At 42.7% G+C, this 26,042-nt stretch carries 18 protein-coding genes; 6 read left to right on the top strand and 12 right to left on the bottom strand.

Going from position 1 to position 26,042, the window contains the following annotated elements; translation table 11 throughout:
* Positions 1-95: 95 nt before the first annotated feature.
* Entirely contained in the window at positions 96-1,316 is a 1,221-nt protein-coding gene (locus tag SporoP33_RS12320) for a cation:proton antiporter (RefSeq protein ID WP_369821932.1), read from the top strand.
* Here the strand turns inward: SporoP33_RS12320 and fetB are convergent, their stop codons facing one another.
* The 3 genes from fetB to SporoP33_RS12305 are packed head-to-tail and all read right to left on the bottom strand — an operon-like array spanning position 1,317 to position 3,553.
* On the bottom strand, positions 1,317-2,081 hold the full coding sequence (gene fetB, locus SporoP33_RS12315) for an ABC transporter permease (protein ID WP_081243985.1): 765 nt from the start codon (positions 2,079-2,081) through the stop codon (positions 1,317-1,319).
* Positions 2,078-2,824 carry an ABC transporter ATP-binding protein gene (locus SporoP33_RS12310; protein ID WP_081243984.1) on the bottom strand — a complete coding sequence of 249 codons (747 nt, stop codon included), beginning with the start codon at positions 2,822-2,824 and terminating at the stop codon, positions 2,078-2,080. Before SporoP33_RS12310 ends, fetB begins: the two co-directional genes overlap by 4 nt.
* Before the next feature lie 24 nt (positions 2,825-2,848).
* A complete protein-coding gene (locus SporoP33_RS12305; RefSeq protein ID WP_081243983.1) occupies positions 2,849-3,553 on the bottom strand; it encodes a CBS domain-containing protein in 705 nt (234 codons plus the stop codon).
* A gap of 297 nt (positions 3,554-3,850) precedes the next feature.
* Between SporoP33_RS12305 and SporoP33_RS12300 the strand changes: the two genes are divergently transcribed.
* Both SporoP33_RS12300 and SporoP33_RS16110 read left to right on the top strand, forming a co-directional pair.
* Complete coding sequence (locus tag SporoP33_RS12300; protein ID WP_081243982.1) at positions 3,851-4,135, top strand: hypothetical protein; 285 nt, start codon at positions 3,851-3,853, stop codon at positions 4,133-4,135.
* Between the two features lie 4 nt (positions 4,136-4,139).
* Positions 4,140-4,385: a hypothetical protein gene (locus SporoP33_RS16110; protein WP_155961361.1), complete on the top strand. Its 246-nt coding sequence runs from the start codon at positions 4,140-4,142 to the stop codon at positions 4,383-4,385.
* Positions 4,386-4,609: 224 nt separating this feature from the next.
* On the opposite strand, the gene SporoP33_RS12290 is transcribed toward SporoP33_RS16110, so the two are convergent.
* The 4 genes from SporoP33_RS12290 to SporoP33_RS12275 all read right to left on the bottom strand — a co-directional run bounded on the left by SporoP33_RS12290 (position 4,610) and on the right by SporoP33_RS12275 (position 10,753).
* The gene (locus tag SporoP33_RS12290) at positions 4,610-5,545 is read right to left on the bottom strand and encodes a carbohydrate kinase family protein (protein ID WP_081243980.1); all 936 of its coding nucleotides are present in this window, start codon (positions 5,543-5,545) and stop codon (positions 4,610-4,612) included.
* A gap of 96 nt (positions 5,546-5,641) precedes the next feature.
* Entirely contained in the window at positions 5,642-7,060 is a 1,419-nt protein-coding gene (locus SporoP33_RS12285) for a putative Ig domain-containing protein (RefSeq protein WP_081243979.1), read from the bottom strand.
* Positions 7,061-7,070: 10 nt separating this feature from the next.
* On the bottom strand, positions 7,071-7,814 hold the full coding sequence (locus tag SporoP33_RS12280) for a cohesin domain-containing protein (protein WP_155961360.1): 744 nt from the start codon (positions 7,812-7,814) through the stop codon (positions 7,071-7,073).
* Between the two features lie 68 nt (positions 7,815-7,882).
* On the bottom strand, positions 7,883-10,753 hold the full coding sequence (locus SporoP33_RS12275; RefSeq protein WP_081243977.1) for a VWA domain-containing protein: 2,871 nt from the start codon (positions 10,751-10,753) through the stop codon (positions 7,883-7,885).
* 91 nt (positions 10,754-10,844) lie between these two features.
* Between SporoP33_RS12275 and SporoP33_RS12270 the strand changes: the two genes are divergently transcribed.
* The gene (locus tag SporoP33_RS12270) at positions 10,845-11,450 is read left to right on the top strand and encodes an Ig-like domain-containing domain (RefSeq protein ID WP_196796789.1); all 606 of its coding nucleotides are present in this window, start codon (positions 10,845-10,847) and stop codon (positions 11,448-11,450) included.
* A gap of 16 nt (positions 11,451-11,466) precedes the next feature.
* The gene (locus SporoP33_RS12265) at positions 11,467-15,357 is read left to right on the top strand and encodes an immunoglobulin-like domain-containing protein (RefSeq protein ID WP_196796788.1); all 3,891 of its coding nucleotides are present in this window, start codon (positions 11,467-11,469) and stop codon (positions 15,355-15,357) included.
* 49 nt (positions 15,358-15,406) lie between these two features.
* Here SporoP33_RS12265 and SporoP33_RS12260 read toward each other — a convergent pair whose 3' ends face one another.
* Positions 15,407-17,806, bottom strand: a complete 2,400-nt coding sequence (locus SporoP33_RS12260) for an RCC1 domain-containing protein (protein WP_155961359.1) — start codon at positions 17,804-17,806, stop codon at positions 15,407-15,409.
* Between the two features lie 47 nt (positions 17,807-17,853).
* Positions 17,854-19,911: a hypothetical protein gene (locus SporoP33_RS12255; protein ID WP_081243973.1), complete on the bottom strand. Its 2,058-nt coding sequence runs from the start codon at positions 19,909-19,911 to the stop codon at positions 17,854-17,856.
* Between the two features lie 374 nt (positions 19,912-20,285).
* Between SporoP33_RS12255 and SporoP33_RS12250 the strand changes: the two genes are divergently transcribed.
* Positions 20,286-21,209, top strand: a complete 924-nt coding sequence (locus SporoP33_RS12250; protein ID WP_231293246.1) for an NAD(P)/FAD-dependent oxidoreductase — start codon at positions 20,286-20,288, stop codon at positions 21,207-21,209.
* Positions 21,210-21,313: 104 nt separating this feature from the next.
* On the opposite strand, the gene SporoP33_RS12245 is transcribed toward SporoP33_RS12250, so the two are convergent.
* The 3 genes from SporoP33_RS12245 to SporoP33_RS12235 all read right to left on the bottom strand — a co-directional run bounded on the left by SporoP33_RS12245 (position 21,314) and on the right by SporoP33_RS12235 (position 26,033).
* Positions 21,314-22,978, bottom strand: coding sequence for an N-acetylglucosaminidase (locus SporoP33_RS12245; RefSeq protein ID WP_231293352.1), 1,665 nt, complete (start codon positions 22,976-22,978; stop codon positions 21,314-21,316).
* A 364-nt stretch (positions 22,979-23,342) separates the two neighbouring features.
* Positions 23,343-24,482 (bottom strand): alanine dehydrogenase, encoded by a 1,140-nt coding sequence (ald, locus tag SporoP33_RS12240; RefSeq protein ID WP_081243970.1) that lies wholly within the window; start codon positions 24,480-24,482, stop codon positions 23,343-23,345.
* A gap of 180 nt (positions 24,483-24,662) precedes the next feature.
* Entirely contained in the window at positions 24,663-26,033 is a 1,371-nt protein-coding gene (locus SporoP33_RS12235; protein WP_081243969.1) for an aspartate aminotransferase family protein, read from the bottom strand.
* Positions 26,034-26,042 lie beyond the last annotated feature (9 nt).

The following is a 26,042-nucleotide window of genomic DNA, read 5'->3' as shown; positions in this document are numbered from 1 at the left end:
GACTTTTCATAATGAATACTTTGTACTATGTAAAGTTTTAGGCTAAGAAGACGGATGTTTTCGTTTCTAACCTCTCCACCAAGGGAATAAAACCATTGAGAGAGAATATCAAGAAAGGTGTGGATGGCATGAATGCTGTGCAGATCTTAATTTTATTAACAATCGGATACGCTGCGATGACGATCGATAAAAAGCAACGGAATTTTCCGCTGCCTGTCTTTCTGGCAGTCATTGGATTCGGATTATCTTTCATTCCCTACTTTGCTTCTATCAGCGTCTCTAAAGAAATGATTTATACTATTTTCCTGCCCGGCTTGCTGTTCGCATCCGCCTATCACTACTCTGCGGCGTCGCTGAAAAAGCATGCGCGGATTATCGGTACGCTTAGTACGGCCGGGCTGCTTGTAACGGCGCTGATTTTAGGGTTTGCCGCATACTGGATGGGGGCGGATGCCGGGATTTCACTCGTCGGAGCTTTGCTGGTTGCTTCGATTCTTACACCGACCGACCCGGTTTCTGTCGTGTCGATATTGGCAAAGTCATTGGATGACCCCTCCGTATCTGAAATTGTTGACGGAGAATCGATGATTAATGACGGTACGAGCGTAGTGCTGTTCACTGTGCTGTTGACGATGTTCACGAAACAGCAGGAGTTTGAGTTTTGGCCGTTTGTCGGGGAATTCTTGTCTGTATCTGTCGGCGGCGTTGCAACCGGACTCATCGCGGGCTGGCTCGTCAGTAAAGCGATTCATCTGTCTTCACACCGTGAGAATCAAGTGCTTCTCAGCATTATCATCGCATACGGGGCATTTCATGCAGCGGAAGCTTTCGGGTTTTCTGGTGTACTTGCGACGGTCGCCGCGGGTATTATGCTGTCAGGAGAACTTAGCCGGGCTGATGATGAAGAGCTGCACAGGGAATCATTAAACGGATTTTGGGAAGTGGCGGAGCCCGGGCTGCTGTCTGTATTATTTTTAGTCATCGGAATCACAGCGGCAGACTATCTGTTGCCATTCTCCAATTGGCTGCTGGCGATCGGGATTTTCATCGTGTCGATCATCACACGGTTTATCGTCATTGCGGGAACGATGCAGTTATTTTCAGGGTACCGAAAGTTATTGAACGTCAAAAAAGCCGCCCTTCTGTCATGGGCCGGCATTCGCGGTACAATGTCGATTTTCCTGTTGCTCAGTTTGGCAGATGCCGCCGATCAGTCGGCGGATGCGTTAGTTTCATTAGGTTTTGCGGTAGTTTTACTGTCACTCGTTGTTCAAAGTATCGGCATTTATCCCCTATCGAAAGCACTCGAAAAATAATTACTTCGAGTGCTCTTCCTGCTGAATCATCTGCATCCGTTCATTAAACAGTGTGGGATAGGAAAGCAGCCCCAAACAGACACTTGTCATTGCCGCAGTAGTCAGCAATAAGAAAATGACTAATAACTGAAACTGCACCGCTTCAAGCGGATCGGCACCTGCAATAATCTGTCCGCTCATCATACCGGGCAATTGTACAAGACCCATCGTTTTCTGACTTTCTATCGTCGGAATCATACTCGCCTGAATAGAACGGATGAGCTGCTTATGAATCGCCTGCTTCGGCGTGCCGCCAAGAGACAGAATTAATTCACTTTCTGAACGGTGTGTTTCCACTTCAGCCACAAAGCGATTAAGGAATAAAATCGCCAGCACCATGGAGTTACCGATCACCATGCCCGTCAATGAAATAATATATTGCGCAGTCGCGGGAACGATATGGAAACCAAGCAAAATCCCTTGCGTCAAGACTTCCAAAAATACGAATGTCACAATAAGCTTCCAAGTGATTCCTTTAATTTGCTGCCCTTTTTTGCGCGCATTTTGAACAGCCGCCGCAATAATCAATACGACCATCAGGAAAATGAAGAGATAGCTTTCCGAATCGAAAACGAATTTTAATACGAAGCCGACCGCCACAAGCTGGACTATGGAACGGACTGTCGCAATGATAGTGTCTTTCTCCAGCTGCAGCCCGAGTGTTTTTGACAATACGAGCGGAATGAGCACAAAAATGAGCGTCAGGAATAAGGCAGTCGTACTCATGAGAAATCTCCTTTCAAGAAACGGTCAACTGATGGTATATCTGAATGCTCAAGCACCGATATTTCCCCCGCTTCCACCAATTTTCCGTCCACCATGATCCATGCATACTGTCCCATGCGTTTGGCCTGTTCCAGATTATGTGTGATCCAAACCACAGTGATCCCCCGCTCTTTATACAATCTCCAAATTAAGTCCTCCACTTCATTCAATGAAGACGGATCGAGTGCGGATGTAATCTCATCCATCAATAAAATTTTCGATTCATTCAGCAGTGTGCGGGCAATCGACACTTTCTGCTGCTGACCGCCTGACAAGTTTCGGCTGTCACGTTCCAAATACGTCTGTTCAAGACCTACTTGATCCAATATATCCAATGCCCTTTCTTTACTCAGCGTTTTCCCTTGCAGACGCAGCGGCAATGCCAAATTATCATAGACGCTTCCCGCAATCATCGGCGAATTCTGCAGCACCATACCAGCCTGTCGCCGCAGCTCAATAGGAGATAACTTGTCGATTTCCTGTCCTTCGAGTAAAATTTGCCCGCTTGTCGGACTCACCAATCCGTTGCACATCTTTAATAACGTCGTCTTCCCTGCGCCGGATGGTCCGACTAATACTGTGATTTGTTCTGCAGGAAAAGACCCGGTAATGTCCTCTAAAATTTTCGTATTTCCCGCTTCAAATGAGACACCCTGGAAATGAATAGCAGGCTTGTACACTGAGTCTTCATGTTCAACATCCATCAATTTCACCTTTTCCGCCTTCCATTATAAATCGAGCTTTAATAAATCTAACGGCGTAATAATACCAATCAATTTTTCATCTTTGCCGCCATGTTCCGTGATCAACAGCGCTTCAAGACCTTGGGCCGACGTAATAGATTTCCTAAAATAGCCCTCTGCTTCATAAACCGACATGTCGCTTTTGACGAAACGATAGGTTTTTCTTCTTTTTTCGTGATTATATACATCTAATAATGTCGGTATTTCCCGGGAAATGCTGTCGCTGTCTTGATCTGCCAGCCAGTTCATAATGCCATTCGCGGTAATTAGACCGATAAATCGCCCTTTTTGATAAATCGGCAGCTGATTGAACTTTTTCTCTTTGATTAACCGCAGACCGGCAGCCAGTGATTCTTCCGCCTGCACAGTATGCACTTTTCTCGAAAATAAATCTTTCACTGTCACCGGGTTCGATAATTTTTCATCAATATTCTCAATTAATTTCACAATTTCATCATGCGGCTCGGCTATAGCATAATCAAATCCCGTCCGGTTATGTACAATGGCGTTACGCAAACTGCCGTATTCACGCAGTTCATCTTCATATCGCGCCACCACAGCATTTTGCGATTTCGCCCTGTCAATTTTCTTGGAAAAAGAGAAATGACTCGGCAGGTCCGTGATTTTCATTAGTGCTTTATCAATCCGATTATACGCAACCAAAAAGCGCTCCGAATTTTTATGTTCCATAGCATTTCCCACCTTTTCTAGGAGAAGTATAGCATATTACAATAGCCGCGCTGTCACACCAGCCACCTGTCCAGTTCGTCTGTACATATTGAAATGAACTCCCTAATCTGTTCTAGCATATTTCCCGCTGCTTTGCTTCCCAAATCATATCATACGGCATGATTCAAAAGACATATTTCGCTATATCTTCTATGCAGACCGCATTTTTATTAAAAATCCCTGGAACATACAATGAAGCGGCACAGTCCACTCTCAATTTTCAACATACGCTAAAGAGAGAAGGAGGTGCAGATTAGTATGTCATCAAGAAAATTCAGGCCTTGCAGACATTGTGACTCATCGTATATTCCTGCAAGAAAAATGCGTTGTTATGATGAAAAAAAGATTATTCATATATTGGCGGATTTGACGATGGGAGCGCCTGTTGAGATTACATTAAAAGATTCAAAAGAGTTTCAGCATAACGGCTACTACTTACAATATGACCGAAAAAGTTACTTGGTACACTTCCAGCCTTTCGGTGATCCCGGCGTGCTGGAAATTGACGTCTCTGAGATTTGTACCATCAGATACAGTTCATGAAGACATGAAGAAAATGTACACAGGCGCAACGTGTACATTTTTTTCATTTTATTTTGCCGATTTTCTTCTGTTAGAGCGGTTGCGGATGAGGTATGAGCGGTTGGCCGAGGGCTATGAGCGCGGGCGGATGAGGTATGAGCGCTTGGCCGCGGGTTATGAGCGCATGCGGATGGGGTATGAGCGCTTGACCGCGGGCTATGAGCGCATGCGGATGGGGTATGAGCGCTTGACCGCGGGCTATGAGCGGTGAGCCCGCCTGATTGAGCGCTTGGCCGCGGACTATGAGCGCATGCGGATGAGGTATGAGCGGTTGACCGAGGGCTATGAGCGGTGAGCCCGCCTGATTGAGCGCTTGGCCGCGGACTATGAGCGCATGCGGATGAGCTATGAGCGCTTGGCTGCGGACTATGAGCGCGGGCGGATGGGGTATGAGCGCTTCGACACGCACATTGATCACACACACGATCTGCAGCGTCAATCCAGTTCATTCGCATGCGGCATGGCGGACAGGGCACCTGGCTTCATTGCACATAGCGCCCCCATTTGATTGCCGAATTGGATGTGGGAAAGCATATCTTCCAGGGTGTCAGGTCTGCCATGCAAATGAAGGCCGCGAAGCACACCCGCTATGAACGCATCTCCCGCGCCCGTTGTATCTACAGGCTCAATCGGCTCCACTGCCACATGCCGGCGCACCCCTTGAATAATCGCAAGCGTCCCCGACTCCCCAAGCGTCATCATAACTACAGGGATCTGATAGACGGCCAGACGCTCTAAAGCCTTTTCCACATCGGACTCTTCAAACAGGAAAAGCAGCTCTTCCTCCGTCAGCTTCAATAGATCTGTCTGCTCTAAAAACGGCAGAATCGTCTGTCGGCAGATGTCTTCACTTTCCCAGCGCAGCGGCCGCACATTGGGATCGAATGAAAGATATACGCCATTTGCTTTTGCCAGTTCCACAGCCTTTTTTGTCGTTGCATGGGCAGTCGGCTGAAACATGGTGCCCGAACATATATGCAAAATGGAGGCGTTTTGGAAAGCCTGTTCCTGTAAGTCTTCCGGCTTCACCTGGATATTAGGCGTGTCATCTGCATAATTCGCAAATACCCGGTCGCGCTCCGGCGTTAAATGAACATAAACGCGATTTACTTTCTTTTCGGGCACACGGACTGCAAAAGTTAAATCGACACCTTCATGACGAAGCTCATTTTCTGCAAATACGGAGTCTTCGTCCTCTCCAAAAACGGTGATCAATGAAGATTTAGCGCCAAGACGTGAAACACCCGCCGCCACATTAACCGTTGCGCCGCCAAGGAACGTCGAAAACTCTTTATTCGTTTCATCTGTTGCAATATAGTCTACAAAAATATCCCCGTAGATCAGCACGTGTTTCTCTTGTGAATGATTCATGTGATCGGCCTCCCTTGGACGTTTCTTTCTATACTATCACAGAAAAAAGCCATCTTCTCTGATTATCAATCGGTCAGAGAAGATGGCTGCGCATCATTAATTAGGCTTTAGCACTTGCTGCTTTGTTTCAAGCAGATTTCCGTATTTATCATACATACGGAATGTGACAGTTGAATTGGCCGGGAAATTCGAGCTGATTAAGGTGAATTTTTTATCGCCTTCAAAGTGCATATTATACGTATTATTAACAGTTACCTTATAAACATCCTCCGATACATCGACTTCAATCGTATGAAGGTTCAAGAACTGCACATAGGCGACTTTTATGCCGTTCAGGTAATTTGCCGATACGACATTAACCTCTGCACTTACCGTAAATCCGCTGTCCCCGATTTTTCCTTTCGCAATCACGGTGCCGATTTTCGATGTATCAACCGGCTCCCAGCTGACCGCTTCTTTACCTGTTGTTTTGTCTTTATACGTGACCTGTACAGTTGAAGGAAGTTCAGGTATTCCATTCAGCTTGACGTTGATTGGCAATGGCTTTTCAACGGACATGATGTTGGAATCAATGACCTGCATGCTGAATTTCCGCTTTTCTGTGTCGCCAACTGCGTCAGTTACTTGAATATCAAAAACGAATGTTCCTGCACGTGTCGGTGTGCCAGTAATTTGCCCTGTCTTTTCATCCAATGTCAGGCCTGCCGGAAAGGAACCTGACCGCTTGTATGTATATGGGGCGCGACCATTCATTGCAGATACATGCCCACTGTATTCGCTTTTTAATACCGCATTGTCAAGCTCTTTCGACTGAACTGCCAAGAATGTAGAGCGCTTGTCTGCAACATAGTCCAAAATGATTTGGGCGTCTTCTTGAGTCAATACTCCATCTCCATTTACATCAGCGGATAAGAAAGCTTCCCGATCTGTAATTGGATCATTCAAATGCTGTAAAATCCGAATAGCCGCTGCGGCAGTAGGTTTATTGTTTCCTACAACGTCACCGACAGGCATTTTACGTACGATTTTTCCGTTCATTGGTGTCACAATGACGTCCTGATTTAAACGGCCTTTCATATTTAACGATGTGATGGAGAGATCGGCAGAATCGCCAGCTTTAAAAGAAGAGGAGAGTTCATACACTAAATGGCCTACCAGGATTTTATTTCCCACTAAACGTTCTTCTTTTCCTGAAATCGGCAAGAAGTTTAAATCTAATGTATTATTTGTGATTACCGATCTCGTCCGAAACTTTTGATCGTCAAAGGCTGATGACGGACGGAAACTTTTCAACGTAATTCCCTTCCCCGCAATAGGCCCCGTTATCACAAAGTTGGCTGACGTCAAATACGATGTGTCCCGAATGGTAACCGGCACTTCTACTGTTGTACCAAGTGAACGGCTTTCACCGACTTCCAGTATCTCCGCATATGTTGACTCTGTATTAAGACCTGACACCGCGACTGCGCCCATCACTAGCAGAAGTAATAAGACTTTATTCATTAAATTTTTCATATCCCTCACCTCAATTCACCTTAAATTTAAGCCGTACTGGCTGATTTAGTTTCGCACCGTTCATTGAACGAAGCTGGTCCGTAATTTCTAATGTATACGTAGAACGTATATATGATCCGATCGGCTTCACCCGAAACTGTGTGGCATTGACTAATTCTAATTCAAAAGGAAAATCGGCGGATCCTCGCTTTAAACTGACAGCACTTGTGTTCAATGTCGCTGGGTTGTAAGGCTTGTTTAATGTAATAAGCCATGGCTTATCCACTGTAACTGAATTTGGATGAGTGGACTCTTTGCCATCGAACGGTTTAATTTGTCCATTTATTAATTGAGTTGTAATACGCTTTCCCTGTTCATTATATAATTCAACGTTTTGCAGTGTTAGATTGTGTATATTCCCATAACCCGCAGAGAGTACTGTAGCTTTCACTTCCATTACAGTCCCATCAATCAAACTGCCGCTGGATTTTGCAAACGACATGGAAACTTTTCCTGCCGCATCGCTTCCCGCAGAGGATAGATAGTCAGACAACGTGTCTGTCATTTTGACATCCGAGGCATTAATTCGTAATTGTTCCGGATTATAAATTATATCGAATGAACCGCCTGCAATTTTCTCATCACTGCTGATAAATACAGACAATGTTGCGGAGCCGCTTCTTTCAATAAAAGCCGATGACACACCGACCGCAGTTTGTTTCACAGTCGCTTTTGCCGATGTAATCGGGATAAACAGTAATAACATGCTGAACATCAGTAGAATCCTTATTTTTTTCATAGATTATGTACGGGCGTGCCAATGCACGCCCTGCCTCCTTTTCATCATCTGGCAGAAAATCGCAGCTGTTTAGGTGAGTATTCTTCCAGTATTTGATTGAATAAAATCTGGTTTTCTAAAAGAGTTTTAATTGAGTAATAACCAGGCGACACGCCGGAAGTTAACGTGAAGTTCACCGGATAAGTCGTTCCGATCCGCTCGAGTTCATTGGATACAGCATCATAGGCGATAACTTCTACATAATCAGTAACTTTCATAGATGCACGATTAAATATGAAATTATTGCCGGCCTTGTTCGCTCCCAATGTAATGCCGTTAATACGGACTTCGACACGCGCCGTTCCACTGTCCGTTTCTATCGTTCCGCCTGATAACATGCCTGGATTTGTAAATGTTAATTTTTTGATGTAATTTCCCGGCACGACAATCCCGATTTTATCTACGTCGTACAGACCACCCATAATTTTGTCAAAGCGGTCATTATCGCTGACAAAATCTTCAAGCGTCTTAATTCCTTGCAGCAAATCGTTCTGACCTAATACTTTCACCGCAGCTGTATCAATCAAACCGCCATCTGCTGTTGTCGCCACAATGCTAGTTTCCCCTTTCATATGGGGTGTCACAATTCCGCTTGGGGTGACAGTTGCAACGGCCGGGTTGGTTGATGTCCAGCTGACTTGCTGATTCGTTGCATTCGTCGGATACACTGTATATCCAATAACAATTTTCTCAGGATTATAAGTTCCCCTATCATTTTCGGTAAAGACGATTTCATTTCTATCCAATTTTATAGAAGTGACCTTTCCGCCTGACCCAGGCCCTATCTTCACTTCCACTGTATAGACGCTTTTCGTACCGTCCACCGCAGTAACTTGTACTTTCACTTCTCCCGTGCCATCAGAAGACAGCGTTCTGTCTAAAATATCAACGATTGCATTACGGTCCTGCGGGCGCGCATCCACTTTGAGTGTTTGAACTCCGCCTGCCGGATAGTCATCTGCCGGCACTTCAAATCTGAAATAATTTCTGACAGCCGGTGTGAAGCCTGGCACTGCTTTGTCGTTAATCGACAGACTGGCTAAATTTGAATTGGCTGATTTTACGACTTCATTCAGCTTATTCCATCGTACATAGGGGTCTGTCGGGTAATCGGACAAATTGCCATGCAGCTCGAGTAAGTTAAAAGTAAATCCTTTTGCCTGAGCCCGGATTTTCCCTTTGTTCATCAGCGCTACTTTATGTCTGCCTTCCGCATGGAAATTATAGCGGCTGTAGTCTTTTTCGTACTGCAGCATTCTATCCGAATAAATTGGATGTCCTTCCCCGTCACCGGATTGAGTAAATGTACCTTCGATTTTCAGCACGCCATCCGTCAAATGCCCTTGGTCATTCATTGGCTTGCCCAGATGTATATACGTTCGCGTGGCATGGTTTCGTTTACTCGCTGTGGAGAAATCCCCAAAAACATGTACAAAATCCCCGTCGCCTTCACCGTATTGCGGTGTCGAAGTATCCATCGAACCTTTGATCATTGTCAGCCAGCCATCGGAAATCGTATAGTCTCCATAAATTTTGACCGTTCCATGATTAACGAATAACTGCCCGCCGGCTTGTCTGACGTGACCTTTATTATTGGTCATCTCCATGGATTCTTTAGATCCAACTTGCACCAATCCGCCGCCTGCATCCAGAGATTTATTCTCCATATACGCATCGTCAAGTAACGGTCCGCCGTTGATTGTCAGATTGCCGTCTACTTGAAGTTTGCCTTCCTGCACATTAAAGCGGCCTTTTTGTTCCAAATTATTTTTCGCATGGAATGTTCCGCCATTCAGATCTATACGGCCTTCTTGCAGAATCGGTGATGAAATGATTGCTTCCTGTCCGTTGAGATTTAAATATCCATGAATCCGCTGGGTATAAGATGCGAGCACAAGTTCAGGTGCAGCCGAATTTTTATAATTTCCATTCACTACAATGGAGCCGTCTTGCGTGACATTTTCTGTTACATTCAGCTGGCTGTTATTCAGTCTAATGCTTGAACCTGTTTTTTGATCCAGCTTCTTGGCCTTGATCACAGCGCCGTTTACAGCCCGGATTTCTGTACATTTCAGCAGGACTAAATCATCCGTTACAGTTAAGTTATAGCCATTCAAATCAACTTTTACATTTTCATGCACCAGCAATCCTCTCGGCTCAGTCACATCACTTGTCAATGTCCAATCGCTGTACAGTTCACGGCCGGGAAAATCGGCAATTTCCTGCCGTAAATTGGATAGTACCTCTCTCAAGTATGCAGCATTCACAGCAGTATGGAAATTGCCGTCTGTAATCCTTGAAATCTTTCGTAATGTCGTTTCATCTATAATAGATGAAGGTGTGCTGCCAAAACTGATCGTGTGAATTTGAATATCTTTTTCATATGCTTCATTGGCAAGCGAAAAAATCTTTTCATTGTTTATCGAAGTTCCTGCTGTCATCAGCACAATGACTTTATCATTTACTGATTGTGTCGCAGATAAATCCCGAATCGCTTTTTCTAGCCCCGTACTTGCATCATTTGCATTTTCTTCGGAACTTGTCAAAAGTTTTTTTAGCGCGGCCTTTGCCTGATATTTATTGGATGATAACGAAAATGAATGCGTCACCGCTTCATTGAAACCAACAACGCCGTATCGATCCAATGTATCCGCTTGATCTACTGCGAATATTGCCTCATTGATTCTGGAATGACTTGGGTCTTGCGCCTGCATGCCAGGTGTATCTTGTATGACAAAAACAACGTCTCTTCCCCGCTCGATTCCGCAGCTATTATTCGATTGATTTGCAGCTGCTTCTGTCCCTTCCGGCTGCCTGACCAGTAATGAAACGAGCAATAAAGCCAGCAAGGCAATGATTTTCCTATGTATCTTCATTTTTCAACTTCCTTCCCGATAATATAAATAGAGCATTTAGCCTCTTCGCAGTATGTACATACTACAAACACACATTAAAGGAGATTTGACTATGCGATTTCGTATTATTACTGCTGTCGCGTTACTTAGTTTCTTGCTGACAAGTCTGTTCAGTCATCCAATCAGTTACGCAGCGGGTATCGAGCCCATCACCGCCCCTAAAAAGCCATGGACAATCACATTTTCACATGACGTATCTGATGAAACAGCCAATTTAGAACTCATTACTATACAGTCAAAAAATAATGAGCCGTCTCTTTCTCTATCGGCAGATTTGAATAAAGTTATAGTAAAACCAAAAAATCCATACTTGTTTGGTGAACGGTATACACTGACAATCCCAGCCAGTTTTCGAGCTGCTTCTGGCAAGCTGCTAAACAAGCCGGTAACGAAAGAGTTTGAGATGACTGGAGTGTACATAACAGACGTTTCCGCCACTATGAATCAACTTGCCACTACCGTCTCCGTTAAAGTAAAGCCCGATGTGGTTTCTGTCTTCTATTCAATTAATAGCGGAAATCAGATTAAACTTCATCGCGATGGCGCAGATTCCTTTTCTAAAGGACAGATTGGTTTGGTTACAGGCGATTTGCTGACGATTAACGTATGGAATGAAGCAAATCAATTAATAGAAACACAATATTATGAGGTTAAATAAGGAAGGAATGAAAAGCATGAAGAAGTTTTTCCCTGCATTTATGGCTTTTTTATTAGTGTTTTCTACTATTGGGCCGTTGCCTGGGGTGGCAGAAGGTTTTCCTGGCAGGGTTACATATGACGTGGTCGCTGGTGATGACAATAAGGGTGTTATAAAGGTTGATATGGATGGCGGTAACTCCGCTTGGAAAATCACACTGCACAAAAAAAGTACTGGTAATCGAGTAGGAGATTTATTAAATGAAAATACTTCCTTTCCCGACGTTACTCCAGGAATTTATGAAGTGAGAGCTGAAAAAATAGATTCTAATCCTAAGTTGACTGAAGTTTCACCAGCAATAACTGTAAAACCTAAACCTATATTAGCTGAAAGAGACGTTACTACAGAACCCTATAGGATTATTATTAGTAATGTGATACCAGGTAGTGAAGTAAATCTTTACAAACCAGATTCACAGGTTCCTTATAAAACACAAAAACCTAATGCTAACAATATAGTCATATTTAATAAAATTGATGCAAATAAAAGCTACAGTGTAACTCATTTCATTGATGGTGCAAACAGCATTCATTCTAGTGCGATAACTGTAAACCCTGCTCCAGTTACATTGGAATGGGTAAAAGACTCAGGAGCTGCAAATAATTCAGGTGAAATAAAAGTTACAGGAACGAAAGTTAAAAATAATTTAATTATTTATCGTGCAGAAAATGTGGGGGGAATTTCGGCTGAATATAAACAAATTACCGCTGTGGGCCCCACTACTACAGTTTCGGGATTGAGAGATGGAGTTTACTCGATCATTCAATCAGAAACTGAGGACCATTTAAAAAGCGAAATATCGAATGAAGTTGTTATTAAGAATGAACAGAAACCCACTATTGAATTAGAAAAACCAATTTACGAAATTTTTCATAATGTTCAGGGACAAAATGAATATACCAATCCCGGCTATAAAATAACTAATAAAAATGGTACTACATCTGAAATTCGATATGATTCTTTAGTTTGTGCACCTGCAAACAATTTAAAAGTTAGCGTTTCTATCGAATATGAAGGCGGTGTCATAGGCAACGGTCAAAAGCCTAACCCTGGAAAATATAAAGCTATATACACAGCAACCGATTGTGAAAATCAACAATTGTATAATACAGCTATAAGAGAAGTTATAGTATATCCCGAAAAAATAAAAGTTAATAAAACGGTAAATACGTTAGAATATCATGGCAGTTCTCCTATCGAACGACACCAGTTCGGTTCAATTACCGTTGAAAATGTATTCAATAATGCAGACTTGTTTTTATATCAAGACCCTAGTGAATCGAATGATTTAAGCAAAGCACAAAAAATTAGGGAAATTACAAATTTAAATGAAAACACCTATACGTTTCCAGATGTCCCCGTAGGTAAAGGCTACTTTGTCTTTCAAGAAGTAGAAGGCGTAAAAAGTAAATTTTCAGATCGTGTGGAGATAAAAGATACAACTCCTCCCAAAATTATATTAAATGCTAAAGACGGAGCTATAAACATAGATTTAGAAGTTGGCGATGAATTCAAAGATCCCGGCTTTACTGCTGTCGATAATATTGAAATTGCGGAAAAGATTGTTACGTATCACCCTAGTCCTGTTAATACAAGCCAACCCGGCGAATATACAATTTTCTACAATGCAAAAGACACTGGGGGTCTGTCCGCAATACAACAAGTGAGAACTGTTACAGTGCGGCCAAAACCTGTTATGGCAATAGGCAGTACTGCTGCTGTTGGTGAAATTGGAGTTACGAATATCTTTCCTAGTACACAAACCAATAAAACTATACTAAAACTTTACAAAGCAAATAACGATGGTGTCTTCCCTGACAACATTGATGACCCTTTAAAGAAAGTCGAACTGGACGCAGGGCAGACTACTTATGTATTTAAAAACATAGAGCCAGGAAGATATCTCGTTAGACAAGAAGTGAAATCCCAAATAAGCCGCCAATCTAATGTAGTGGAAGTCGTAGATATAGACAAACCCCATATCACATTAATCGGCCCTGAAAATATCAACTTAACGCTGGATAGTGAATTGGAGCCTTATTATACAAAGAATAAGCAGTTTAAAGATCCTGGAATTACAGCAGAAGATTATTTATCAAATGAACAGAATCCGCTTTCTTTAACTTCTACGCTTGTTTTTAAAGATACGGACGTCAACTCTTATAATGTAAAGGGAACCTCTATAAAATACCCTGAGTTTAATACTAATGAACCTGGCATATACAAAATCAGATACACTGCCGTGGCAACACGGGGAGCAAAAGCTTTACCAAAGTATAGAACTATTACAGTAGCACCACCAAAACCGGGACTTGTTACCGCGACTTCAAGTACTATCAAAGTTAGTCCTGAAACTGAATCCGGTAACCAAGGAATCTATTCTCACTCTACAACAAGAGCAAATTTATACAATGCATATGGACAGCTAATAAAATCAAAAAACGTGACTAATTCAAATAATTTCACGTTTGAAGACGTCCCAGCAGGCTTCGGCTACTACGTCACACAAACAGTAAACGGCATCGAAAGCCAGCCTTCCCTGCCGGTAAACGTCAGCATATTCGGCGATGCAAAACCCAATGCGCTCATTACTTCATTTAACTTTAAGGAAGTAGATGCAATCAGTGTCATTGATCAAAAAGCAGAAAAAATTACCGTTACTGTACCTAAAACGGCAAAATTAACTAGCTTAACACCTGTCATTACAAGTATTGGGACGGTCACACCAAACCCATCAGTGATAACCGACTTTTCGGACGGCCAGCCTAAATTGTACCGTGTAGTAAATTCAGCTAACAACACTACGACTGAGAAAACATACTCTGTTACAGTGAAACATGCTGCTAACAGTTCGACTGGCAGTCTGCCGCTCGAGAAAGACGGGGAGCTTACACCACTGTCCCCTTCCGTTTCCTTAAGCCCTGCTGAAGTGGAGACAGCAAAGGATCATGGTGTAACATTTATAACAAAAGATAAAAAAGCTGAAGCTCATGTGCCCGCTAGTAACGTGATAGAATCCCGGCACTCTACTTTCACATTGAAGCAACCGCTGGCAAACGGCCCCTATGAAATTAGCTTTGGCAACTTATCACGCTTTATGCAGCCAATTGAGCTGAAGCTGCCGAAGTCAGGAACTAAGACATTGGCTAAACTGGTTGATGGGTACACAGTTGCTGTGCCAAGTGCAGCTGCTGCGACCGCAACTACCAGTCTGATTAATGAACCTGGAACGTACGCCCTTGTTGACAATGTGGGTGCGCCGCGCATTAATCCGCCGGCAACAGGCAGTGCGTCATATACGCTGCAGTTAGCTTTACTGGAAACGTCCGGTACAATTTATTACACAACGAGCAGTAAAGATATTTCATTCACAAGCAGCGCCCTGTCAAATGACAAACCATTAAAAGACAGATATATAGCTACAGCTTCACCTGCTGACATTCTAAAGTGGACAAAATATACGCCTGATGAAAAAATTTCGGCGCCATCAGGTGAGTTATATGCGGTCGTTGTAAAAGGAAATCAAATCAGCCAAATTGCCTCACTCGAAGCTGCGCCGGCAATTGACTGGAGCAAAAATATTCCTTCTTACGATACGCACAAAGTTCTTAGCATCAATTTCAATGCCCGGGTGGACCGCGAAGCGCTGTACTCCGGCCTGATTTATGTTACAGATGATACAACCAATGAAAAAGTTGCTGCTGCATTGCAAATGAGTAGTGACGGCAAAACGATTTATGTCGTTCCACAAAAAGCTTACACCCGCGGGAAACAGTATACTCTGCATATTGACCGCCAGTTCAAAGGCAATACAAAAAATAAAGAATTCTTGAAAAAGTCTTTACTGCAAACATTCACCATTAACTGATAAAAAAGGAGTTGCTCCCAATCCGGGGCAACTCCTTTTTGCTGTGAGATTACAATTTAATCTGGAACTTCATCTGGACTTTTTCTTTCAATTTGGCACCGTTTGATGACTTCACCGTATCTTCTATAAACAGATAGTAGGTAGCCCCTTTTTTATACTGATAGCCATTTTGCAATCGAATTTCCATCGTGGTCCCTTTATTAGAAACCTGATAACCAAGTGGAATCTTCACGCCTGACTCATTTAATACGTACACGGATTCTGGATTAAATGTCTTGATGTCCAGTTCTTGGCTGAGGTTAATTTTCCAAGCTTTTGTAGGCTCCACATTAAATCGGTCATCTTCAGTTTTATATCCTATGCGAGGATAAGATACTGCGCCGTCCTGCTGCTTGACAACAACCGTGACGCTCGCAATCTTCCCGCCGTCTACCGAAGTTACTGCAATGGTTGTTTCTCCAGCGGAATGCGCTGTGATTTTACCGCCTTCCACACTCGCAACGGTCGGTTTGCTGGAATACCAGTTAACATGTTGATTCGTCGCGTTTGACGGACTGATTCTGGCGGTCAACGTCGACTGCTCCCCTACAATTAAGTCCATTTCAGGGCCTTTGCTGAGTGTAATCGATGCAACCGGTATCTTCGTTAAGACATTTTCCGCCACAACAAATGTGTTACGGGAAATATTTGTCAGGGAATCTGTCTGCAAACCCGGATTCAGCGGATCATTGCGCTTTACAGCAACTGCTCCGCTTTCCTTATCCCGCACGACAAATGAATAGAAATAATCTCTGGGCTTTAATGTTCTGGATACTTTCCAAGTATTATTCGGCTGCTTGACCATCGGAATTTCGATCCAGTGGTAATCATCCCCGAAGTTCCCCATGACTGAAACAGATTTTGTTTCCGCATCCAGTTCAAGCTGTTGATTATAATCGTAGCTGCTGTATGTGAACGTGACTTCTTTATGATCAATTATCGGGCCAACAGTTGCGTAAGGAGCAACTTTCAGCACACTGAACGTCCGTCCGAAGTCGTCAATCGTTTTGTCACGGTTGAGCGGATCGACTGTCCATTCCCCGTTGACACGGAAGCCGTATTCGTATTGTCCTGGCTGCAGTTCTACCTGGAGTTCCCAAATGTTTCCTGGTTTCCGTTCCATTTGCAAGTCAACATTATCGTTAAAACTTCCATTCAATTTTACGTCTTCAGTCAGACTGGTTCCGATGTATTTAAACTTTACTTGTCCCCCTTGGACGAAAGGGAACTCGTCCAGTTTCATGACACCGTCAATGCCGGACACTTTTTTAAATATTGGCAGTTTGGTTGTAGAATCAGATGATAATTTATCCCATTGCCAGACGGTGCCGTCGGATTTTACTGCTAGTGTGAAGCTGTCTAAGTATCCGCCACCTCCAATCGCCACTGCATCAGACATTCCTTTTATTTGAATGGGCGCTGTCTGTGAAGTCTGGATACCACTCGTATTACGGCCCCATTGCCAGACGGTGCCGTCGTCTTTCACAATTATTGTATGGTTATCCCCCGCTGCAACTGAGCGAATATTACTTACGCCTTTTACTTGAAACGGCACGAGTTTATTTTCATATCCGCCATCTCCAAGCTGGCCATAATAATTACGGCCCCAAGCGAGCAGGGACGTACGGTCTTGTTTTAGAGCTAATGTATGATTGTCACCGGCAACAATTTCAATTATTTCACTTAGTCCGCTAATTTGTTTCGGTTCAACGTTGTAATCCATTGTCTGACCCAATCCAAGTTGGCCAAAGGTATTACGTCCCCACGTCCAGACAGTACCGTCCATCTTTAATACAACTGAGTGGTCTTTTCCTGCTGCAACTGCAGCCACATTTTCTAATCCGTCTACTTTTACAGGCACTGCTGAGAAATAGGTAGATGTCGTTCTACCTAGCTGGCCATAATAGTTATATCCCCAGGTCCAGACATTCCCAAGACGATCAACTGCAAGTACATGGCCTCCCCCTGCTGAGATATCTATCATGTTCGCAAGCGATATCTGAGCAGGGTTTTTATCCACATTGCCGCCCATCGAGGATGCTCTGCCTAATTGGCCTAAATCATTTAGTCCCCAGCTCCAAATATCCCCTTTAGTATCAAGCGCAACAGTAAAGTCCCCCCCCGCCGAAACCGCTAAAATATCCGATAATCTCTTTCCATTAGCCATTTGGATGGGTACAGGCTCAATCGAACTGCCACTTGGCACTGCGCCCAACTGGCCGAATGTCTGATCACCCCAACTCCACACACTACCGTCTTCTTTTAAAACGACTAAATGACTCTTTCCTGCGCCTAGTACATTTTTGTGATTAGCGATGCCATGTGCATTTGCAGGATTCACAAATAAAATTAGAAACAAAGTTAGTGACAGATATATCATTGTATTTTTTTTAATAAATTGAGTGAACATAATCGACTCACCCCTTTCTTTTCTGAATGCCTCTGCCAGTTGCAATGTTATGGCTCAATTCCTACCTTTAAATTGATTTGATATCTTGTCACACCATCCGTTGCTTCTAGAATAATACTATTATTCTCTCCTAGATCAGCATCAGTTACACCTTTAATATTGAGGTTTTGACCTTCTATACTTACCGCCCAATGTGCAGCTTTTCCCTTCACATTCCAAGTAATTGTTTTTTCATTCAAAACTTTAACTATAGAATCTTCTTGAATTAACTTTATAATATCTGTCAATGGAAGGTTTATTGAATCATTAATAGTGAGTTTTGGTATATTATCCGATAGGGTTGCTACAGTTACATTAGTCATTTCATCTTCGGCGACTTTTACTTCATTTATTGTGAAATATTCTCCGGTAAATTTCTCATCAACTCTCACATTATCTTTATCTTTTATAAATACAGTAAATGCGTTTTCTTGTTTTAGTTCTCCAACATTATTAGTTAAGTCTATCGACCCGCTGACCACTTCTAAATTAACTGCTGATTTAGCATTATATAAGAAATGTAAAGGCATAGTATTAATAGTATTAGTTGTAACAATACGAAGGGGAGTTATATTTTCTATACTCACTCCGCCATGTGAGATGAATTCATTCAAGTGGATGGAGTTAATTCCGCCGCTTTCAAATATAGTTAGTGATTTTTCATCTTCTGTACCTACTGTAACTTTATCTAAAATAGCAGTTCCCTCTTTACCGACATTTACAGTCAACTTTCCGTTAATTCTCATATCGTTAAGACGAATTGCAGTAGACTTTTCACCTTCGCCACTTATTAATTCAACATCCCCGTTAATTATTCCGCCAGTGATTGTTACATCGCGAGCTATTTTTACAGGTCTTTGCACCGTACTTTCTAACACTGTATTTCCTAATTCAATTTTTTTAAGCCTTGTATTTTTTATGGCCATATCGAATTGTTCACGATTTTCAACTGTCGCCAAGTTCCCCACTGAATATACAACACCAAAGTCATTCAATTTACTAAGAGTTGTCTCCTCCATAATACTATTAAGCAAAGCAGGTGAAGCCATAAAGTCGTAAAGAGATACTGGCTTACCATACAATTTAGGATTTGCTTTTATATAATCATTGATTTTGAAGTCTTTTTGAGAATCATTTACACGCATTTTAAAACTTCTGGTTTCAAGCTTCCGACCGTCTTTACTATAAGCCGTTAATTGAATTTGATCGTTTTGATTATTATATTCATCACAGTCATTTTCCTTCGCAGAGGGATCCTTGCATACAATCGTCTCTATTCCTGCTTGCCCCAAAGAAAAACCATTCACTCCAGCAGTCGACCGATCTAGGTCTCTCGAATGTTTTGTATCTGTGCCTGTACCCAATTTTACTTTCAAACGTGCCGCTGCAGGATCTGCAATTACATCGATATTTGATAGGTTGGGTGATTTTTTGCTCGCTGCATCTCCTGGCCCAACTGCTTCAATATAACGATGTATCGTCTCAATCTTTGTCATATAGACAGGCGGGACCTGAATCATTACATTACGGGGTTCATTATATTTAAAAATATTAGTATTTATTTTCGTTGCATTATCAACATTAAGAAATACTGAATTGAACCCTGGCGTCAAATCATAAAACTTAAACGGCAATACATAATCAGTTATCTGGTCAAAATAGAGTGAGCCCTGTTTGATAACCAATTGAAGATCTTGCTTGTTGATATGATCGACAAACTCCAGGTTTTTGAACTTTATAGTCAAAATATTCTCGTTAGGAGCTATACCTTTATTTACACTTTCTACTATAGGTAATTCTATATTCCCTCCTGTAGTAATTTGTTCAACGCGAACGTTGGCCGTTCCCATATCATTAACTTTTTTATCAAATGTAATCACCATTTCCTTCGCACCACTAAACCCATTGTACTTCGCATCTTCGTCCACAATAAACTCATACTCATAAGGCTTCTTCTCAACCGGCGCCGGAGTTCCCGGCTTTGCCGCTGCATCGGCCTTTAATCCCGCGCCGAGCACACTGACCAACAGCATCAGTGCCAGCGCTGCTTTCCATAGTTGTTTCATCTGCTTATTCTCCCCCGCTCAATTAATTTGGTCTTGCAATAAATAGCCAATGACGGCTTTTACACCCGCCAGTCTGAGCTGATCACATGGCTATATTGAAATAAAGTCTCCTTCTCCATTTATCGGCATAATCAGCCAGTAGTTAAGAATACAGAACCAATCCTTTTGGGCTATTTGTCCAGTGTGAAACATAAAGGGGAAACCAAAAGACAGAAAACATTTTTCAAGAGCTGAATGAGTAAAATCAAACTCACTGCTCCCCGCATTCCCACTTTTTCTATACCGCAGCTTCTATTTTCCCGCCAAACTGGACATTCTAAAGTTTATCCGCTGCACGTCACGGGAAATCTACTATCCAAATGGAGTTAAAAGGAATGAGGAAACGTATGATATATGATTGTGCAATTATCGGCGGAGGACCTGCCGGATTAAGTGCTGCTTTAGTGCTGGGACGTGCAAGGCGGAATGTCATTATTTTCGATGATGACCATGCAAGAAACCGTGTTTCCCGTGCATCGCATGGCTTCCTGACGCGTGACGGGGTGCACCCTGCAGAGCTGCGGCGCATAGGACGTGAAGAACTTAGGCATTATCCGTCAGTCAGCTTTCATCATAAAAAAATCGTTGCGGTGGAACGGCTGGACGAAACGCATTACGAATTAATGACAGCAGACGGCAAAATGTTCCGCACACAGAAAGTGCTTCTGGCAGTCGGCTTGCGTGATGAGCAGCCAAACGTGCCGGGGATTGAGCGCTTTTACGGCACATCGATTTTCAGTTGCCCGTATTGTGACGGCTGGGAAATGCGGGATCGTCCGCTTGCGGTATTTGCTGATATAAACGTGTTTAAGCTGGCAGCGGAAGTGTATACATGGAGCCGTGATCTGATTGTTTTTACAGGCGGAGAAGGTCAATTGACGGAAGAGGAGCGAGAGAAGCTGAACGCGAAGGATATTCAAATTGTAGACGATATAATAGATGGCTTGGAAGGAGCTGATGGTCAGCTGCACAGCGTACGTCTTGAGGACGGCACATTGGTAGACCGAGCCGGCGGTTTTGCTTCCCCCCTTTGGAGTCATCCAAATCATTTTGCTGACGAATTGGGATGTGAACGGAATCAGTACGGCGGCATTCAAACCGATGAATACGGGAGAACTACCGTTTGGAATGTCTATGCAGCAGGCGATGTTTCACATATCGTTCCTTCGCAGCTGCTCGTTGCGGCAGGAGCAGGAAGCGCCGCAGCCATCGGCATCAACGGCGACTTGACCAATGAATTCTTCAGCCGTATGAATTAAATACAGCAGGCTGCGAACCCGAGTGTCGGTCCGCAGCCTGCTGTTATTATTGTTTCTTTAACGAAATCCTTTAACAGTATTCATTATAAGGCTTCGTCTGTATTTCACTGCCATTCAAGCAGATCTACATAATCGCCGTGTACATACAGCGAATCATACGGAGCTTTATCTGAACGGATTTTAATCCATGGAGATTCCGGTAATTGATCGTCCTGGATAATAAGCGGCATGCCGACTTTCGGATACTTATAAATTTTTAGTGACTCTCTATATGGTGCCACGCGCACATTTAAGTTCACTTCATTCGTCAACCCAATCTTCAGCTGATCAGCCATTTCCCTGCCGCCCATCAAACGGTCCATGCGATACAGATGCCCTGCAATTTTAGAGCCCCAATATGGATCGGAAGCATATTTAACATTCATGCCGACCGCTTTATTGCCGAAATTCGTCCCATTCGCATATTTGGCAAGGGGCGGTAAATAGTTTCTGTTCAAAAACGCATCGACCAGTTCCTGAATATTGGCACTTACCGAATCAAAGTGTTTATTCGACGGATTATCATCTGTCACATACATGCCGAATAAATTATTAGATTCCAGCGCGTACTTACTGAGCCCGTACTGGCTTTCATGCTGTGCAAGTGCCAGAATATGCATCGCATTGACATGGCTCTCTTTTTCAATTCGCTTTAATTCCGAACCCAGCCCAATCAGTTTACTTCTCGTTGTCGCATTTTTATAGGTGGCGGAGTCTGGATTAGATCGCTCCAATTGTCCTAGCTGCATCATAATATAGGCGTCCAGCTCCTGTGCTGTGTAACGCGTCATACTGCGCATCGGCAAGTGCTGGAAGTATTGATGAGCTGTGCCAATCAAAGCTCCCGTTTCATTATAAAAATGACTGCCGTCCGTGCTGTAATATTTCACTCCTTCTTGCATGAAACTTGGCGCCGCTCCCATTTCATAAGATCCATATTTCTTCGTATGGTGCGAATAAATTAAATGATAGAGCGAGTTGTTCATTATTTTATAGTGCGTACGATCAGTCACCGTCTGCATGGGAAGTAATTTTGCATTTTGCGGTTTAATATAGAAGTTCCTTCCCGCCAGCTCTACTTCCACATAAGTCGATGTCGAATCAACATAGAGGAGTTCCGTGTCTGCCGGAACGTAGGTTTCTTGAATAGTTAAAGCTTTATTGGCATAGAGAATCGTCAATGAACTGTTGCCATAAGCCATTGTCGAGACAAGTCCTTTCGGCATGTGGACAATCTTATTTTGGAATAATACAACTTGACTGCTATTTATGCGGCTTGCTGCGGCTTCAAAACTGGAGAAGCTCTCGACAATTGACGTCATGCCATTAGCTTGTACATTTGCCACATCGTAAGTAACGCCTGCTTTGATAGAAAACGTTTTGGTGATAGGTGATTTCAGTAGCTCTCCATCTGTGTTGTACACCGCCTGTGTGATGTGAAGCGTGTATGTTTCACCGTTACGATAATTCCCCGCTGGCGGTGCGATATGTACCTTCTTATCAAAGGCAGAATAGGTAAATGAATTCTGCTGTTTTACTCCTTTTGAGTCGGTTATGTAAACGTTCGAGTTGACCGTCGTCTTGTCTACCGGTTTATTGAACGTGACAGTCCACGTCTTGTTCGCTTCCTTATTAGGAGAATGACTTGGCCAGGCAGCAGCTTCGGCTGACAGTGTCAGGGCGAAGCTGACTAAAAGGGTGATTACAGCAGTTGCAATAAAATTCGTCATAGATTTCAAATCTATCAAACTCCTTTTTACGTTCATTATACAGGAACTTGATAGACTCGACAGGGCTTTCAAGTGATGTTATAGATCTGTTCAATATCTCGAATAAAGTTTCATGACTAAATTGGTAAAGCGGAACCGATTATTAAGATCCTGATATTTACTGATATAATCATATACACTGCAGCTAGAGAAATGTTTAACCATAGCTAAATTAAATCAATAAGCAAGTAATGTAGATTAATTCTTTTAATAATAAAAAGCCCAACTTCTTTAGATACACCTTAATTCCAAAGTGTATTTTAAGAAAGGGGCTTTTAAGATTTCACTTTTTCACAACTGCTTACCATAAGCATTGCTATACTTCTTAAGTGTTGGAAACTAAATTTTGATTCTCAAGTAAGGATTCTGCAGGACTGTATTGCAAGTCTTGCGCTTCTGCTACAGCTTTATATGCTACTTGGCCACTCATTGTATTTAGACCTTTACGAAGTGACTCATTGTCAAGGAGTGCCTGTCTGTATCCTTTATTGGCTATTTGAAGGGCATATGGCACAGTCATGTTAGTCAATGCGATTGTAGATGTCTGTGGAACAGCACCAGGCATATTCGCAACTGCATAATGAACAACATCATGCTTTACATAGATTGGATCATCATGTGTTGTAACACGATCTGATGTCTCAAAGATTCCCCCTTGATCGATTGCAATATCAACAAGGACCGATCCTGGCTTCATAGATTGAACCATTTCTTCAGTTACTAACTTAGGTGCTTTGGCTCCTGGAATCAGAACGGCACCCACAACCAAATCAGCTTCTTTGATGGATTCTGCAATATTGAAAGGATTAGAAACAATTGTTTGAATACTATTACCAAAAATCTCATCCAACTGGCGTAAACGATCTACTGATAAGTCCAATACAGTTACATGCGCCCCCATTCCAATCGCTACACGTGCAGCGTTTGTTCCTGCCTGGCCGCCACCGATAACTACGACGTTTCCGCGAGAAACACCCGGCACGCCAGCCAGTAGAATACCTTTACCGCCTTTTGTCTTTTCAAGGTATTGTGCACCAATTTGTGTTGCCATCCGTCCCGCTACTTCACTCATGGGAGCGAGAAGAGGCAATGAACCAGTTGATAATTGAACAGTCTCATAAGCAAGACCTGTTACTTCATTTTCCAGTAGTGCTGCAGTCAGCTCCACTTCAGAAGCTAAATGTAAGTATGTGAATAACAATAATCCTTTACGGAAAAAACGATATTCAGAAGTAATCGGCTCCTTAACTTTCATAACCATCTCCGCACTCCATGCCTCTTCTGCCGTCTGAACAATCTTCGCGCCAGCCTCAATATAGTCAGCATCTGTAAAACTAGATCCTAAGCCAGCCTCAGTTTCTATTATTACTTCATGACCAGACGATCGAAGTGTAAAAACTCCCGCGGGGGTCATGGCAACTCGGTTTTCATTATTTTTAATTTCCTTTGGCACACCGATTAACATCCTCATTCCTCCTCGTTTACAAAATATATAGTTGATTATTTACATCTGTTTTATATTCAGTAAATCACCAGATAATATTGCATGGATCACTTGCTCCATAGAAGTAGCACCCCTAGCTATCTTCTATCAGACAGGTAGACATGAGGTATTACTTTGTATATTCAAAAGAAAAATAGCGTCTTATTCATTCTCTTTAAATACCTTTTTTATAACAGAGACAATAAATTCAAAATCCTCATCTGTGCAAGAAAGCGGCGGGCATAACGCTAGAACATTATTAAATCCTTCTACCGTTTCACCGTTCCGGCCTACAATTAAACCATTTGCCTTACACTCTCCAATAATCTTGGTTATACGAGCATTCGAAGCAGGTTCTTTTGTTTTTTTATCTTCAACTAGCTCAATACCCATTAGGAAACCTAGACTTCGGATATCTCCCACATATGGGTGATCTTTCAAACACGCAAGCTCATCTGTCAAACGCTCCCCAAGCTCCGCAGAACGATTGATAAGATCTTCACGTTCCAAAATTTCCAAATTCTTTAATGCTACTGCACAAGCTGCAGGATTTCCACCAAATGTATTTACGTGGCGCAGATGACTATAATCTTCTCCAGTATCGAACTTTTCATAAATATCTTTACGGATTGCAGTCACTGATAGCGGCAAGTATGCGCTAGTCAAACCTTTAGCCATAGTAACGATATCCGGTTTTACATTGTAATGCTGATGCCCAAATGCTTTTCCAGTACGTCCAAATCCACAGATTACTTCATCAATGATTAATAGAACGCCATGGCGGGTACAGATTTCCTGAACTTTCTCTAGGTACACCGGATGGGGAATCAAAATTCCGCCACCTGTAATGAGTGGTTCCATAATAATGCCTGCAATGGTATCTTTTTGCTCCCAAATGATTTTCTCTTCAAGCTCTAGAGCACGCTGTATATTATATTCTTCCACCGAAATCCCTTCAGGTTTACGGTAGTTATCAGGCGGTGCCACATGCAAAAATCCTGGTACTAGTGGTTCATACTTATACTTTCGCAAAGCTTGACCTGTAGCCGATAAGGCTCCCATTGAACTACCGTGATACGCACGATAGCGTGATAGGAATTTAAATCGCGATGGCTCTCCGTTTTGCTGATGGTATTGACGAATAAGCTTGAATGCTACCTCATTCGCATCCGATCCACTGTTTGAATAAAAGATTTTATAGTCGTCTCCCAACATTTCATTCAATTTGGCCGCGAGCTCAATTGCTGGTTTATGGCTTTGTGTCATAGGTACATAAGCCAGTTTTTTCATTTGCTCATATGCTACTTTTGCTATTTCTTCTCTTCCATATCCGACATTAACACACCATAATCCTGACATACCATCTAGATAACGATTTCCTTTATGATCTGTAATCCAAGCATTTTCTCCACTCTCGATAATCATTGGTGGATTTTTTTCATTGTATGCAGAAATATGGTGCCAAATTTTATCCTGATTCTGTTCAGCCAAGGATTGTTTATTGATCTGATCTTGTGCATGTAATGCCTTCATTATAAATTC

The organism is Sporosarcina sp. P33, from assembly GCF_002077155.1.
Taxonomy (GTDB): Bacteria; Bacillota; Bacilli; order Bacillales_A; family Planococcaceae; genus Sporosarcina.
Note: the sequence above shows the minus strand (reverse complement) of the source record. Positions and strands in the feature narration are given on the sequence as shown.

Excerpts from the sequence above, each read along its gene's own strand:
- SporoP33_RS12305 (WP_081243983.1), bottom strand. The coding sequence starts at position 3,553 with ATGGAACATAAAAATTCGGAGCGCTTTTTGGTTGCGTATAATCGGATT.
- SporoP33_RS12250 (WP_231293246.1), top strand. The coding sequence starts at position 20,286 with ATGAGGAAACGTATGATATATGATTGTGCAATTATCGGCGGAGGACCT.
- SporoP33_RS12255 (WP_081243973.1), bottom strand. The coding sequence starts at position 19,911 with ATGAAACAACTATGGAAAGCAGCGCTGGCACTGATGCTGTTGGTCAGT.
- SporoP33_RS12275 (WP_081243977.1), bottom strand. The coding sequence starts at position 10,753 with ATGAAGATACATAGGAAAATCATTGCCTTGCTGGCTTTATTGCTCGTT.
- SporoP33_RS12285 (WP_081243979.1), bottom strand. The coding sequence starts at position 7,060 with ATGAAAAATTTAATGAATAAAGTCTTATTACTTCTGCTAGTGATGGGC.
- SporoP33_RS12290 (WP_081243980.1), bottom strand. The coding sequence starts at position 5,545 with ATGAATCATTCACAAGAGAAACACGTGCTGATCTACGGGGATATTTTT.
- SporoP33_RS12270 (WP_196796789.1), top strand. The coding sequence starts at position 10,845 with ATGCGATTTCGTATTATTACTGCTGTCGCGTTACTTAGTTTCTTGCTG.
- SporoP33_RS12300 (WP_081243982.1), top strand. The coding sequence starts at position 3,851 with ATGTCATCAAGAAAATTCAGGCCTTGCAGACATTGTGACTCATCGTAT.
- SporoP33_RS12310 (WP_081243984.1), bottom strand. The coding sequence starts at position 2,824 with ATGGATGTTGAACATGAAGACTCAGTGTACAAGCCTGCTATTCATTTC.
- ald (WP_081243970.1), bottom strand. The coding sequence starts at position 24,482 with ATGTTAATCGGTGTGCCAAAGGAAATTAAAAATAATGAAAACCGAGTT.
- SporoP33_RS16110 (WP_155961361.1), top strand. The coding sequence starts at position 4,140 with ATGAAGAAAATGTACACAGGCGCAACGTGTACATTTTTTTCATTTTAT.
- SporoP33_RS12265 (WP_196796788.1), top strand. The coding sequence starts at position 11,467 with ATGAAGAAGTTTTTCCCTGCATTTATGGCTTTTTTATTAGTGTTTTCT.
- SporoP33_RS12245 (WP_231293352.1), bottom strand. The coding sequence starts at position 22,978 with ATGACGAATTTTATTGCAACTGCTGTAATCACCCTTTTAGTCAGCTTC.
- fetB (WP_081243985.1), bottom strand. The coding sequence starts at position 2,081 with ATGAGTACGACTGCCTTATTCCTGACGCTCATTTTTGTGCTCATTCCG.
- SporoP33_RS12280 (WP_155961360.1), bottom strand. The coding sequence starts at position 7,814 with ATGTTCAGCATGTTATTACTGTTTATCCCGATTACATCGGCAAAAGCG.
- SporoP33_RS12260 (WP_155961359.1), bottom strand. The coding sequence starts at position 17,806 with ATGTTCACTCAATTTATTAAAAAAAATACAATGATATATCTGTCACTA.
- SporoP33_RS12235 (WP_081243969.1), bottom strand. The coding sequence starts at position 26,033 with ATGAAGGCATTACATGCACAAGATCAGATCAATAAACAATCCTTGGCT.